Annotated in this window: 10 protein-coding genes and 1 pseudogene; 5 read left to right on the forward strand and 6 right to left on the reverse strand. The window is 68.3% G+C overall.

The window, feature by feature from the left end; all coding sequences use genetic code 11:
* Positions 1 to 26: 26 nt before the first annotated feature.
* Positions 27 to 4,790, reverse strand: coding sequence for a hypothetical protein (locus IPG50_31270; GenBank protein MBK6696637.1), 4,764 nt, complete (start codon positions 4,788 to 4,790; stop codon positions 27 to 29).
* A gap of 83 nt (positions 4,791 to 4,873) precedes the next feature.
* On the reverse strand, positions 4,874 to 5,803 hold the full coding sequence (locus tag IPG50_31275) for a hypothetical protein (GenBank protein MBK6696638.1): 930 nt from the start codon (positions 5,801 to 5,803) through the stop codon (positions 4,874 to 4,876).
* Between the two features lie 73 nt (positions 5,804 to 5,876).
* Between IPG50_31275 and IPG50_31280 the strand changes: the two are divergent.
* Positions 5,877 to 6,192: pseudogene (locus tag IPG50_31280) on the forward strand (BrnT family toxin).
* A 187-nt stretch (positions 6,193 to 6,379) separates the two neighbouring features.
* Here the strand turns inward: IPG50_31280 and IPG50_31285 are convergent.
* Positions 6,380 to 7,597 carry a hypothetical protein gene (locus IPG50_31285; protein ID MBK6696639.1) on the reverse strand — a complete coding sequence of 406 codons (1,218 nt, stop codon included), beginning with the start codon at positions 7,595 to 7,597 and terminating at the stop codon, positions 6,380 to 6,382.
* 51 nt (positions 7,598 to 7,648) lie between these two features.
* Entirely contained in the window at positions 7,649 to 8,701 is a 1,053-nt protein-coding gene (locus IPG50_31290) for an alpha/beta fold hydrolase (GenBank protein ID MBK6696640.1), read from the reverse strand.
* A gap of 80 nt (positions 8,702 to 8,781) precedes the next feature.
* Here IPG50_31290 and IPG50_31295 point away from each other — a divergent pair, with 80 nt between their 5' ends.
* Both IPG50_31295 and IPG50_31300 read left to right on the forward strand, forming a co-directional pair.
* A complete protein-coding gene (locus IPG50_31295) occupies positions 8,782 to 9,894 on the forward strand; it encodes a hypothetical protein (GenBank protein ID MBK6696641.1) in 1,113 nt (370 codons plus the stop codon).
* Entirely contained in the window at positions 9,891 to 10,370 is a 480-nt protein-coding gene (locus tag IPG50_31300) for a UPF0262 family protein (protein ID MBK6696642.1), read from the forward strand. The genes IPG50_31295 and IPG50_31300 overlap by 4 nt, the downstream gene beginning before the upstream one ends.
* On the opposite strand, the gene IPG50_31305 is transcribed toward IPG50_31300, so the two are convergent.
* Positions 10,355 to 11,116: a DUF882 domain-containing protein gene (locus IPG50_31305; protein ID MBK6696643.1), complete on the reverse strand. Its 762-nt coding sequence runs from the start codon at positions 11,114 to 11,116 to the stop codon at positions 10,355 to 10,357. The two genes, IPG50_31300 and IPG50_31305, sit on opposite strands and share 16 nt — an antisense overlap.
* A gap of 69 nt (positions 11,117 to 11,185) precedes the next feature.
* Between IPG50_31305 and IPG50_31310 the strand changes: the two genes are divergently transcribed.
* Entirely contained in the window at positions 11,186 to 11,830 is a 645-nt protein-coding gene (locus IPG50_31310) for a hypothetical protein (GenBank protein MBK6696644.1), read from the forward strand.
* Between the two features lie 91 nt (positions 11,831 to 11,921).
* Positions 11,922 to 12,680 carry a chlorite dismutase family protein gene (locus IPG50_31315; GenBank protein MBK6696645.1) on the forward strand — a complete coding sequence of 253 codons (759 nt, stop codon included), beginning with the start codon at positions 11,922 to 11,924 and terminating at the stop codon, positions 12,678 to 12,680.
* Here IPG50_31315 and IPG50_31320 read toward each other — a convergent pair.
* Entirely contained in the window at positions 12,677 to 13,804 is a 1,128-nt protein-coding gene (locus tag IPG50_31320; protein ID MBK6696646.1) for a PEGA domain-containing protein, read from the reverse strand. The two genes, IPG50_31315 and IPG50_31320, sit on opposite strands and share 4 nt — an antisense overlap.
* Positions 13,805 to 13,818: the final 14 nt, after the last annotated feature.

The following is a 13,818-nucleotide window of genomic DNA, read 5'->3' on the forward strand; positions in this document are numbered from 1 at the left end:
AACAATACTACCGTGGTATGACTGTTTCAAGTCGCGCGGCGGCGCCGGCGAAGCGCAAGCAAGGCAAGCGCGAGCTCCGGTCCGGGCCCGCTAGACGTTCCCGCGACAGTGCAGCCATCGCTTGCGTTCGTCGACTCCGTCGCGAGCGACGCGTCAGCGACCGGCCCGACGGGCGGCGCCGGCGGGTGACTTGCACCGTCGAGATCGCCCCGACCAACGGCTTGGCTCCCATCCACGGCGGAGCTCTGCGCGTCGTTGACGGTCGCGGCATCAAGCGTCGCGCCATCGCTGCCAGCCCCCGCTTCCGCGCCTGGACCGGCGTCTTCGAGCGCTCCTGGCGCGTCGGATGAGGCATCGGCGGAGTCTAAGCCGGCATCCGTTGACGCGTCGGGGGCTGGAGCGCCACACACTTGGGCGACGCAAAAGGTAGACGCACAGTCACCGTCCACGGAACACGCCTCGCCGTCTCCGGCGAAAGTGATGGCCCTCGTGAAGGCGCGCGGTGCGCCGGCGTCATCGTCGTATCGAAAGTAGGCCTCAACGAAGCCGCGCTCACCATTGCCGGAGACGACTCGACCGAGAATCCGTGAGTCGATGGGAGCTCCGGCCTGCGCTGAAGACGTCACCGGCAAAGCGGAGCCACGACGAATCCGCTCCCATCGCTCGCGCAACAGACCCGCGTCGTCGGCGTCTTCGGTCACGGCAACAACGCTCACGGAATCGAATGCCGCCAGCGTGCCCGCGCCTGTAAACGCCGCGCCGGCTAGTGAAGCAAAATCGGTGGGCCGGAGTTGAACGTAACGCGCAGGAACTCCCAATTGACCGAGCGCGACCAACTCGATGTTTCCGGAGGAGTCGCGCGCCGGAATGACGGGGGACTGGCAGGACGATCCAGGAAGGGTGGCGACTCCGCTGACCGCGCCGGTCTTCGCGCCTACCCGGCCCACGAGCCCAACACACTGGCTCACGGAGTAAATGACGAAGTCGTCGGCAAGAGCACCAAGGCTCAGGAGGCTTCCGATCTTTGGAACGCTCAATGGCACCGCGTCGAGCCACGCGCCCTCGCGGAGGCGCGCAGCTTTTCCGCCGGCAGCCACCAGCGTTGTGCCGCCGGTCGTAGCCAGCCTCGGCGTGGCGGCCATCCCGAAGATCAACGGAGCGGTATCGACGAGCGTTCCGTCGGCCTCGACCCGACGCACACTGGCACTCGTCCCGTTGAACCACGCTGCGAGGAAGTGGCTGCCGTCGTGAATCACCTGAGGCGGATCGGCGCCCGGGGTAGCGGCGCCAAGCAGCGTGGCGGACGACTGCGTCGGCACGCCTAGACGGTCCACGGGAAGTGCGAACGCAGCGCCCCGGCTGTCAACCCACACGACGAGACCCCCGTTCGGGCCGTACGCGAGCCCGAGCGGTCCTTGGCTCGCAGCGTGCACGATGACTTCCGTGGGTCCGCTGGCCACGCCCGTCGTCGTCGAAACGCGAAACAAGGACGGATAGGCGAGCACGGCAAACTCGGGACCACTCCCTGCTCCGCCGTAGAGTTGGCCCGCAGGCAAAGCGATGGGCGTCGAGTCCAAGGCCGCGCCGGTCGTAGCGTCGAAACGCGAAAGGCTCACGTTGCCATCCGCGTCCATTTGGAGGAAGCCAAACTGTCCCGTCGCCGCGATGGGCAAGCGCTTAGCGCCACGGAGGGCGGGCGCGAGGTCGATGGTATCGCCCGTCGCGGCGGCCACACGTTTGCTCCGCAACACCTGTTGGTCGACTCCCGTCACCAGGAATCGCTCCCCGTCGAAAGGGACGAGGCCCGGTTGAACGTCGACGAGACCGAGGGACACAGGCGCCGGATCCATCGTTGCAAACGTTCCAGCCGAAAAGCGCTGGTAGAAGCCTTCGCGGACGCCCGCCGGGGAAACCTCGCTCCAAGCGACGAGGACGGCGCCGCCGCCCACGCCAACCGCGCGCACCCCTGTTGCGGGAACCAGGCTCTTCACCGTGGTCACGTTGAGGTCCGCGTCGACCCGCTTCAACTCGCCCGCTAGGGAAACGAAGAATGGCGACACGCCGTCGTAGCCGAGCGGAGGATACGCGCAGGCGCCAGAATCCACTTGTCCGGCCCGGAGGAGTTCACCGTCGGATTCGCGGATGCGCGCGACATACCCAGCGCAACCTCGCTCGACCATGACCACGTAGGATGTGCCGTCGAACACGATGCTCGGCGGCGCGAACGATTGGCCCGACGCTACCTCGCGGGCCAAGACGCGGCGGGGGACCTCAAGGCGGGCACCGTCGGCAGCCCGCACGCGCGAGGCAAACAGATCACCGCTGCTGTCGCTGAACGCCACGAGATACGTAGCGGTACCGCGGGCCACCGTCGCACTCTCGAGGTACGCCGCCAACGCGACGTCCGGCACCTCAAGCGCCTGGCCGACGGAGATCGTCGGATCAAGAACCGCGGGATAGCTACTGCTAGCGAGCAGAAGCTCCGGTACGCGAAGGACGATGGTCGTCCCATCCCATTGCGTGTCGACCGATGTCTTGCGCCCTTCACGGTCGATCCAAACACCGTTCGTGATCGTCACCCGGCGAGAGCCCGCTCCCAAGACAAGGCCGTCGGCGCTGCGTCTAGGCTCGACAGCCAAGGTGCCCGCCACGCGGACGCGAAGCACGAGATCACCGGCCTCGTGCGGACGCGACGGAAACCGCCACGACTGCTCCACCCCAGACCAGCGATTGCGAATGTGCTCCTCAAAGGAGGAGAACTCGCGAATGGCCACACCGTCCTCGGTTAAACGCACACGGCGCGCGGGCGCCGCCTGAAGTGCCAGCGTCAGGGCACCGGCGGGAAAGCTAAGTTCGACGCCGTCCCGGTGTACGGTCGCCATATGCAGCCGGCCGTGCGCCGTAGCCACGTCGTTCACCGAACGAAACGCGAGCGCGCGCTCCGTTCGTTGGGCTAGCTCTAGCGCGACGACCTTGGCTACGGGTGCCTTGATCCCTTGGGCCTCGGTCGTGGAGCGGCATGCTAGGTCAGTGACAGCGGCGACGAAGACGCCGAGGCTAATGAACGCTGCGCGGCGGTGGCGGCCTGAACCGCGCCTCCGACGGCTGAAGAGCGCCACGCTTGCGAGGAGCCCGGACCAGAACGGCAGCGACCGCGAGCCTCGACCGACGGTGCATCCGCCGCCGGCCGTGTGCGAACCCTGACGCGAGACCGCGGGCGCACCGGACGGAGGCACACCGCACGGTGTTGCCGAATCCTGACACGGCGGCGCGGTCGCCGGCTCTTCGGCGGACGCGTCGAGCGAGACCGGGGTCGCGACAATAGCGCTCTCGTATGGGGCGTCCCCGATACCAGCATCGGGGCTAGCGGCGTCGGGCGCGGGAAGCGTGGCGTCGGACGCAGCGTCACCGGAGCCAGCCTCAGGGGACCCCGCATCAGCGGCGCCGCAGCCGGGCGCGTCGCAACACGCGCCGTTCACGCAGAGGATCGAACCGCACTCCTCCGCAACGGTGCACGCGTCACCGGGCTGACCGAAGGTGACCAGCCTCGCGTAGACGCGCGAATTGTTGACGGGAGGCTCGTGCTCAAACGCTTCGTACGCAACGAGGGCGCGACCAAATGGCAAGACTCCGACGCGCGCCGATGAGAGCGGTCTCGACGAAGTCGACACCGCCACCACCAGTGGCGCACCGAGCGTCGCGAGGTCCGATGCGCGAAGCCGGTGCAGCAGAACCTCACCGGACGGCGAGATGGACGAGTAGAAGACGTTGCGACCGTCGGTCGCCACGTTGTCGGGCGCCACGCCGTCGGGGATCGCGACGCCCGAAGGATCGAGGTTGGCTTGATCGGTCGGTCGGATGCGGTAGCCGCGAGAGGGACTGAAGTACCCGGGAGTGAGCAGGAGGTAGTTCCCCGCCGCGAAGAGGAGAGCCGGCGGTGCCGCGTTGAGGTTGCTGATGGGCGCCGACAGCACGTCGATGAGGCCGAGCGCCCCATCCGCCGCAACGGTTCGCGCGAGCCACTCAAAGTTGCCGCCGTAGTGCTGAAAGACGACGAGAAATGAGCTCCCGTCGCTCGCAACGACTTGCTTGTGTGGAAAGACGCCCGTGATGGAGCTGTGGGCTGACAGTAGCGCCCCTGAGCCGTCGAACCGCTGGCCGACCCCGCCCGGCTCCAAGGCCAGTCCAACGCGATTGGAGAGCGTCGCTAGCGACTCGGCGCAGTAGTAGGTCGGCTCCTGCGAAAGGAGGCCCCCGGTGGCAGCGGGAATTCTGCTGATGTCGCCACACCCCCTGCCTGCTGTAACGAGAAAATCTTCACCGTCGAACACGGCTAGGTTTGCTCGAATCCCGCCCGAAACGACGAACGGTACGGAGTCGAGGCGCGCCCCGGTAGGCCCGAAGCGTGTCCCCAGCACACCGGTCGCCTCGCCCACGACCGCCGCACGCGGATCGGACCACGCGACTAAGAAAGTCTCCTTGCCGGCCGCGACGAGCGGGCGTGTTTGGGCTTCGGTGCGGAGGGCCAGTGAAATGGGCGCAGCATCAAGCCACATTCCGTCGCTGACGCGCATGCGCCTAATTGCGGAGTGCCCGAGGGCCACAAGGGTCGAACCGTCGACCGTCAACCCGCGAACGGCGAAGCCCGGAGACAGGGGGGCGGCATCCAGGCGCGTGCCCGTCGCGCCTTCAAGGCGCAGCACTCCCGAGCCCGCCGTGCCGCTGCACGCCATCACGAAACGCCCCATGGTTCCCGTGAGCTCCACGTACCGACCGCAGTCGGGAAGCACGAGGGAGCCGCGTCGAGCAAGCTGCCTGTTGCCGGGTCCACGCGTCGCACCTGCAGGGTCGTGTCGGGAGCGCGCCACGCAACTCAGAATCGCGTTCCATGAAAGGCGACGCGTGGGGTGGCTGGCGGGCCGCCGTCGCTGGGTCCGAGAGCAAAGGGCATCGCGTCGACGAGCTGCCCGGTCGCGGCATCGTAGCGCTGCGCGACCGCTTCGCGATCGACGCCGTTCGACCGAAATCGGGTCCACACGACGAGCGCCGTCGAAGCGCCGAGCGCGGCGTGTACCTCGTCATACCCTTGGAACAGCGTGCCAAGGAATGTTGGCCCGGTCCCTTCCAGCGTTAGATCGGTACCGAAGCGGTAGGCGTAGATGCCCCAGCCCTGGTCAACGATTGTGTGGGGGATGAACGAGAAGCGCGTGCCGTCGAAGAGCCAATTGACGCCGAGTTGGGACGCGTAGACACCGAGATCCTTGCCGCCACCGTCGAGCAAGGTGCCGTCGGCTTCGCGCAAGCGCGACGCACGCATCGTGGACCCCGCCCTCCAAGCCATCGCGAAGTGCGTGCCGTCGAAGGCGACGCCGACATCGCTGCCGGCCGCCAATTCGCGATTCGGCGCGAGCGGAGCCCCATCGCTTTTGCGCAGGCGCATCCCGTAGATGCGCCCGCCGCCGTCGCGCGAGGTCACGAGGTAGCTGGTGGCACCGGCGGTGAGTCGGAGCTCCGCCAACGGAACACTCTCGGGCGCCGGCACGTCGACCTCCAGGTCAGTGCCGATATCGTGACGTGCGTAGCGAAGGACTCGACCGTCGCGAACCACCGTGCCGTAGCCCTCCCACCCCACGGCGTTTGGCGCTGGCCTCGCGAAGTCGTGAGCGGGCCTCGGGCCGGCCGAGGTTTGGATCGCTGCGCCGCGTCGCGACGACGTCACGTCCTTCTGGTCCCCGTCCAGACACGCGACGCCGGTCAGCACAGTCGTGACCGCAGCAACCGCCCCAAAGAGCCGCTTCACCATGCCCCCCCCCGTATCGAGCGCGCGTCCGACGCGGCCAGCCGGAGTCTAGCGGAATTCCAGTGAAGCGACCCGATTGGCCGGTGTCACCTTCGAGGAAGCAGCCACAGTCTTTCTTCGACCCCCGCGCGCAGATCTTCGACGATCCGGAAAACGCGGGATCGGAGATACGATTTCTGTTCATGGGACTCTCCGCGGCGAGACGCACCCTCGTCGTCGTGCATGTCGAGCGCGGAGAACACCTGCGCGTCATCAGTGCGCGAGAGGCAACAAGGGCGAACGGCGCCGCGTGGAAGAAGGGTGACCCGATGAAGAAGGAATACACACTCGGCAAGGCCCGGCCGAACGCATACGCAAAGCGGATTGGCGATGCAGGCGCACAGTCCTCTTAGAGCGGTTTCTCAAGGCCGAGCACTTCGTCCGGCTGGACGAAGACGTCGCCAACGCGTTTGAAGACGATGCAGCCGTGAACGAGGCTCTTCGCTTGTGCTCCGTGCGACGGCGCTCGTGACACGGCGCCCCGAAGGCCCGGCTCGGCGCCGTGGGCGCAAGTCGGCTCTCCCCCCGCCCCTCGCCCCTCTACGGCGCGACGCGCGCGACGTCCACCGCCGGCAGCACCACGAGCGCTTGCGCGACCTTTGAAAGGTCGGCCTCGTCGACGGTGACGTTGCGGCCATTGTTGGCGTCGTTCTGCACCACGACCTTGTAGCCACCCTCGGGCGCTTGCACGGTCGTCTCGGCGAAGGCCACCGCGCCGCTCGGCGTGTCCACAAGCGCCTGCGCGCGCGCGTTGCCGATGAGCTTTGTCTTCGAGACCGACACCGACGCCTGCGCGATCAACAGGCCGTCGCCGACTTGCGCCGTCTTGAGATCGATCAGCGTGGGGCGGAGCTGCGTGCCGCGGATCTCGGAGTTTTCGATGCTGACGCCGGCGGAGCGATACACCCCGACGCCGACGAGCGCGTTGTTCTCGATGAGCGACGTGCCGCCGATGGACAACGTGCGCGCGCCTTCGAGCCGTTGCGCCCAGATGCCCCGTTCGCCGTTGGCGCGAACGATGACGCCATCGAGCGCCGCGGTGGTGCCCTTGCCATCGACGAGCAAGCCCACCGCTTGGTTTCGTTCGATGGCCACCTTCGAGAGCGTTAGGCGAGCGCCCTCCTGAACCACGAGGCCCGCGCCGCCCGAAAGCGAGGGGCTGTTGCTTTCGGTCACCTCTCCGCCGGTCCATTCGACCATGGCGCCACGAAGCTGAACGCCAACGGCGGAACCGCGAACGCGAACGTCTGTGTAGACATGCTTCTCGGCGGCGCCGCAGTTGTCGCAGCTCGCGGCGAGGCCCGTCTTGGCGGACTTCTCGATCGTCACGTCCTTGATGACGACAGGTCCGCCGCGAACGGCCACGCCGAGGCCCAAGGACTCGAGCACCGAGAGGCCACACAGCGCAGAGCCGTCGCCACCGACGAGCGAGATGGCCGGCTTGTCGGCCGTCGCCCCGGTCAAGATGGCGCGCTGGTTCTTGGCGCTCGCCAAGGTGACCCCCCGCGGCACCACAAAGCTGCCCTTGTACGTCTTGCTCACGACCACCACGCACGCCCCCGGCGCGGCCGTAGAAAGGGCCTCCTCCAAGGCCGAGCCGTCATCGCCGCCGGCGACAATCTCGGTGCAACGAAGCGCGTCGGGCGCGTCGGGCGGCGACTGCTTGAAGCCCTCGCACCCCGTCACCAGGAAGCTGGCGAGGCCGAGCAGCGCGCTTCGAAAGAGCCGGCGGGACGGGGTTGAAGGGGCGGGGCGCATGGAGGGCTCCCCAGTATACGGCGCCGAGTCCGTGGGGCTTCCCTCCTCGGATCAATTAACGGGCGGGACCCCCGACCTTTCGAAGAATTCGAGCATCTCACGGGCCGTTTGGCGGGCCGAGGCGAGGTCGCCGGCTGGATGGCTGCGGACCATCCAGACGTGCGCGTAGGGGACCGTGCAGACCTCGAGGGCGCGGCCCATCTGGCACGCCGTGCGACGGCAAACGGCGTTCACGGGTGAACGCGTCACCCCCGCGTCTTCGGTGCAGCCGCTCACGCGGCTCCACGTCCGAACGGTCTCCGACAGGGGGCGCGTCCGGAAGGGCCCGCCGCCGTCGGGCGGGATCACGTCGTCGCCGATGCCATTAACAAGGAGGACGCTCACGGGCTCGCGGGGCTCGCAGGGGTGCACGCCAAGCACGGCGCCCACACTGGCCACCGCCCCGACACGCTCCGGATGGGCGCAGGCGAACGCCTGCCCAAGAAAGCCACCGTTGGAGAACCCGGTCACGTAGAGGCGTTCGTCGTCGATGCATGCACGCTCGCGAAGGTCATCGGCGATGGCCAAGAGGAGCCCAACGTCGTCGAGTTTGCTCTTCGCCGCTTCACCACAACAGTCGCCCCCGTTGAAGCTCTTGCGAACGCCCTCGGGCGCCACCGTCACCCAGTTTTTCGTACCGAACACCTCGGCGAGATGCGTGTGACGCAAAAACTCGTTCGTCGACGAGCCGAAGGGGTGGACCGTAAAGAGGATCTGTGCTGGCGCGTCGTACCGGTTCATTGGCAAGCGCGCTTCGTAGCGCTGTTCGCCTTCGGGCCGCGACACGGTGCCGTGGAACTCGCGTGGTGCATCACGCCGCTCGCAGCCGGGCGCGCGCGCGCGCTTGGGCGCCGCCGCGTCGAGGGCCGCGGCGTCGACGGGCGCGGCCTCGGGCGCTGCATCCGCGATAGCCTTCGGCGACGAGGGTGCCGGCGTGACGACGGTCGACGATGCGTCGCCGCGGCCCGCGTCACGCTGTTCGCAGCCTCCACACGCCGCCATCGAGAGCGTCGTTCCCAGGAACACCAGGGCGGCGACGATCGGCTGCGCAAAGGCAATTTTCACACTTGCGAATCTATCCGATGGGCCCGGAAGACGACGAATTCGGCGATCGTGTCGCTCGAAAGTCGCTCTAGAGTTCGGCCGTGGAGCTCGTCCGCCTCTCCGTCCTCCCGCTCTCCGTGCCCTTGCTCGAACCGTTCGCCATCGCGACGGGGACCATGCACGAGACGCGCTCGGTCCTCGTCGAAGCGCACGTTCACCACGACGGAAAGGTTCACGTCGGCATCGGCGAGGCGGCGGCGCTGCCGCCCGTGACCGAATGCGACCAACCGGAGCTGCTGCAGTTTGGCCGAGCGGCCGCGGAGGCGTGCTGTCCGCTTCTCCTCTCGACCGTCGAGGCGCTCGCGGCGGACCTCAAGGCTCGCGTCCCCTCGCCGGAGCTCCGGGGCGGCGTGGAGGCCGCGGTCCTCGACGCGTGGGCGAGGCACCTCGGGGTGGCGACCTTTGAGCTGCTCGGGGCCGGCGCGACTTCGGCGGCCACTTCAGCTCTAACCTCGGAAGCGCCCACGCTCGCGTTCGTGACCGACATCACCTTGCCCATCGGCGAGGCGCAGCACATGGCCAAGCTCGCGCGCCGGTACCGGGAAGCGGGCTTTTCGTCCTTCAAGGTCAAGGTCGGCCGCGCCCTCGACGACGACGTCCGAGCCCTCGAGGCCATCGCCTCGAGCGTGCCCGATGCGCGCTTTCGCATCGACGCCAACGGCGGCTACGCGCTCGCGGAGGCGCAGGCGCTCGTGAAGGCGACGGCGCACCTCACGCTCGAGTGTTTCGAGCAGCCTTGCGCCCGCGGCGCCGAGGACGACATGGCGCGCCTGCAGCGCGAGGTCCCCTTCCCCGTCGTGGCCGACGAGTCGCTCCGGAGCGACGACGATCTGACGCGCATCCTGGCTTCGCGCTGCGCCCGCGGCGCGAACCTGAAGCTCGCCAAGCTCGGCGGCTTGGTCGCCGCGCGCGACGTCGGGCGCCGTGCGCAAGCCGCGGGGCTCCACGTGATGACCGGCGCCATGGTGGAGACGCGCCTCGGCCTGTCGGCGATGCTGCACGTGGCCGCGTCGCTCGGGACCGTCACGTGGATCGACCTCGACACGCAAATGCTCTTGGCGGAAGAGGCCTTCGTCGGCGGCTACGATGGCGACGGCCCGCAGATGACGCTGCGACGGGGCGTCGGCTTGAACGTGGAGAGGATCGCGCGATGAGAGACTTGCGGATCGACGAGGCCGCTTGGAGCGCGGCCAACGCGGCGCGCCGGGCCGAATGGCGCACCGTCATCGACGACCTCCTCGAAGACGGCGACTTCGCGTCCCGACTCCAAGGGCGATACGGCCTCGTGACCGTGGCGACCGACGACGTGCACTTCGAGTTCCTCGACGACGACGGCTTCGTCGTCGAGACGATCTCGCTCCCGGTGCCACTCTTGCGCCCGCGCATCGACGAATACCTCGCGGTCATTCGTCGCCTCGATGAAGGCGCCGGGCACCGCGAGTCTTCGTGGATCGAGTCCGTCGACATGGCCAAGAAGGTCATCCACGACGGCGCCGCCCGCGCCCTCATCGCTGCGGCCCCGAGCTTCGCAGCCGATCACGACACGGGGCGCCTCCTATTTTCCCTCGTCGTGTCTCTCCTCGTCGACACGACGAAGCTCGCCCACGCGCACGGTCACCGGCGCGCTTGAGCGCGGGTCTCAACGGGGGTCGCCGGCGGCACGGGGAGATCGTCCGCCGCGCGGTAGGCGGCATCGCGGGCATCGCGGCCCGCGTCTTTGAGCTGCGCCTCTTTCCACGTCTTGCCCGGCGGTGACGCGTCGAGCCAGTGGTAACTCTGATCGCGCACGTCGACATGAACGTATTGCGTCTTGGGATGCGTGTAGATGCCGACACCGACGCGCGGCAGCTTGCGAAGGTACGACGCCAACGTGCGCGCCGGGACGCCCACGAGCTGGAAGTCGATGGCCTCGCCGGTCGTGTGATAGCCGCCGCGGCCGCGGCGATCTTTCGGGCGGATCGTCGAGACGAGCGTGATCTGCCGAACGCCGAGCTCGTAGGCCGCCTTCGCGACGATCTGAACGACGCGTGCCGCCAGCGGCGCGGGCTCGCCGTAGCCGGCGGTCCGACGGAACGCGTCGACGCCCGCGTCGTCGAGGGCCCCGCTCGGTGAGTAGAGGCCGACGAGGGCCTCGGCGCCGGTGTTGATGTTGCGCACGAGGAGCGGCGGCAGCGCCCCGGCCGTCGTCGGAGGCCTCGCCGGGGCGACCGGCGACGCGACCGGCTCCGCCGTCGCTCCGAGCGCCGGCGCCGCAACGGTGACCGACGGCGTGGCGGGCCTCGCGATCGCGAGCACCTGCGCCGACGCCTCCTTCACGTGACCGGGCGTCAGCGCCGCGAAGGAGATGGCGAGCGCCATGGGCCTGGCCGAACGCATCAGCGCTTGAGCATAGCGCGGACCGAGACAAAGTCGTTGGCCCTCAAAAGATTGTGATATGACGCGGACATGCGCGTTCGTTCGTGTTTATCCATGGCGTGTTTGTGCCTCGGAGCCCTGGCCCTCGTTGCGTGCGACGACAAGAAAGCCGCGACCGACAAGCCTGCCGCCAGCGCGACCGCGAGTGCCGCAGCGAGCGCGGCGCCCAAGCCGGCGACCCCGAGCGCCACGGTGACCGCGTCGGCGAGCGCCGCACCGGCCGCCGCCAAGTCTCTCGCGGAGCGCTTGAAGTGCGACGCCCTGCTTCCCGAGACGCCGCGCAACGCGGCCGGCTTGCTCAACTACAAGCTCACCCAGCAGGCCACGTGCCCCGAGTGCGGGCCGACCTGTTCCATGGTGAAGCCCGACAAGCCGTTCGAAGGCGTCGCCGTCTCCTACACCTGCAACGCGCCCTACGAGAAGGCGTCCGCTGACAAGCAGATCGACGAGCTTAAGAAGGCGCTCAAGAAGCCCGTCGCGGTCACCCTCGGTCGCGGCGGCGTCATGGGCGAGAAAGACGCCGGCGCCTTCTACTCAGCCACGGCCTTCGACGACGACAGCGACTGCAAGATCGTCGTCGACTGGATGCGCGGCGACAAGAAGCTCGTCGAGCCGCTCTTGAAGCTGGCGCTTGCGTCGGTGAAGCAAGCCGACCTCGCGGCCGCGAAGAAGTAGCGCGCCGGTCCAGCAACGGCCGTCGCGCTCGGCGGGACGAGGCGCATCGTTCGAACGAAAGGCGCTCGCGCCGGTGGTATGCTCCGCCGCCATGAGCGCACCGACCGACGGCAAGGGACCCGGCCTCCCTCACATCGACATCAACGAGTACGGCGGCAAGAAGGACGGCGAGCGCCAGTCCATGAACCGGCGCCTCTTCATGCAGCTCGTCGTCTTCGACGTGCCGCCGGGCAAGTCGCAGGCAGAGACCGGCGCGGAGCTCGTGCGGACCATGACGGAGCGAAAGCTCCCTGGCGTGGTCTACGCCGACGCCATGAGCCCGCGCGGCTTTGGTCTCCTCACCTTCGGCGAGGATCCGGCGCGATTTGTCCGCGAGGTGCGGCCGCTCTTCGACACCGGGTCGCTCCGCGACGCCGCGCTGCGAAACGACTGGGCCATGATCGGACGCACCTACTCGACGGGCCACGAGCCGGATCTCGACTTTTGGCTCACCAAGCGCCCCATCGAGAACGTGATGAACGAAGCGTACCCATGGCACGTTTGGTATCCGCTCCGGCGCACCGGCGCGTTCGCGAAGCTCGATCACCACGAGCAGGCAACGATCTTGCGTGAGCACGCGCAGATCGGCATGGCCTACGGTCAACAAGAGCTCGCCCACGACGTGCGCCTCGCTTGCCACGGGCTCGACGCCAAGGACAACGAGTTCGTCATCGGCCTCGTCGGCAAAGAGCTCTATCCGCTGAGCCACCTCGTCCAGGCGATGCGCAAGACGCGGCAGACCTCCGAGTTCATCGGCCAGATGGGCCCGTTCTTCGTCGGCCACGCCATCGGCCGCTCGAGCGTCAGCTAAAAGAATCGCGGGCCGAAGCCGATGGGCGCGTAGACGAGGCGGTTGTCGTTCGACGGCGTGGCGAAGTAGTAGCCGAGGCCCGCCGACACGAGCCACTGGCCGTAGTGTCGACTCGTCACGGCATACGAGATGTCGAAGACGGGGCTGAAGACGATGTCCGTGCTGAAGTCGTTTTGGCCGACGCGGCACGTGCTGCCGTTGCCGCCGTAGAGCCCCGCGCCAACCCAAAGCGAGTCGGTCGCGCGGATGGCGATGCCTGGCCCCACGGAAGCGATGTGTGACTCGAAGACGCGTCGACACTCGGAGCCAATGCTGCCGTAGGCCCGGAGCGCAATGACAGCTCGGCTGGTGAACGCGTAGCCGGCTTCCGCCGAGAGCCCAACGAAGATGCCTGAGGCGCCCGTCTCGTTGGGCTGGTTGCGCGCAAAGAACGCATACGGCACGGCTTGAAAGGAGGCGCCCCAAACGAAGCCCGTCAGCTCCGCCGGGCCGAGCGGCGCACCGCCCGCTCCGACACCGGCCCCGACACCAGCCCCGACAGCTGCCCCGCCTCCGCGGTTGCCCTCGCCGCGCCCAAGCTCGGCGGGTCGCGCGAAGTCGACGCGCTTGGTTTGCGCCGCGTCGACGTCGACGTCCGCGCTCTGCCGATACGAGGCGCCCTCGACCACCACGAGGTGATGGCCCGCGGGGACCAGGATCACCGTCGGCGTTCGTTCGCGCGCTTGCATGCCGTTCAAGAAGACGCGCGCACCGCTCGGCTCGCTCGTCACTTGAAGCCGTCCCGCCCGCGCTTTGATCTGCGCGACCGCCAACGCCGCCGCCTGGGCGAACTCGCCGTCCTCGCCGGCCTCCGCGAGGTAGCGCTCGAAGGCATCGACGGAGGCTTGGAGCCGCGCCAAGCGCTCTTGCGCGAGCCCCAAGTTGTAGTCGATGACGGCCGAGTGATGGGCCCGGTCGGCTTCGGCGTAGAGGCGGATGGCGCCTTCGTAGTCGCCCTTCTGGTAGCGCTTCACGCCCTCCGCGAAGAGCTGTCGCGCTGTGTCGACGTCGGCGCGAGCCGAGCCGCTCGCGAGGGCCATCGCGAGGGCGGCCACACCGCCGACGAGCCAGGGTGTCCGCCGCACCGGCCGAGGCTATC

It is taken from the genome of Myxococcales bacterium (assembly GCA_016703425.1).
Classification (GTDB): domain Bacteria; phylum Myxococcota_A; class Polyangia; order Polyangiales; family Polyangiaceae; genus JADJCA01.

What these genes read in the sequence shown, in the direction of transcription:
- IPG50_31275 (MBK6696638.1), bottom strand. Translation starts at nt 5,803, where the DNA reads ATGGTGAAGCGGCTCTTTGGGGCGGTTGCTGCGGTCACGACTGTGCTG.
- IPG50_31285 (MBK6696639.1), bottom strand. Translation starts at nt 7,597, where the DNA reads ATGCGCCCCGCCCCTTCAACCCCGTCCCGCCGGCTCTTTCGAAGCGCG.
- IPG50_31300 (MBK6696642.1), top strand. Translation starts at nt 9,891, where the DNA reads ATGAGAGACTTGCGGATCGACGAGGCCGCTTGGAGCGCGGCCAACGCG.
- IPG50_31305 (MBK6696643.1), bottom strand. Translation starts at nt 11,116, where the DNA reads ATGCGTTCGGCCAGGCCCATGGCGCTCGCCATCTCCTTCGCGGCGCTG.
- IPG50_31310 (MBK6696644.1), top strand. Translation starts at nt 11,186, where the DNA reads ATGCGCGTTCGTTCGTGTTTATCCATGGCGTGTTTGTGCCTCGGAGCC.
- IPG50_31315 (MBK6696645.1), top strand. Translation starts at nt 11,922, where the DNA reads ATGAGCGCACCGACCGACGGCAAGGGACCCGGCCTCCCTCACATCGAC.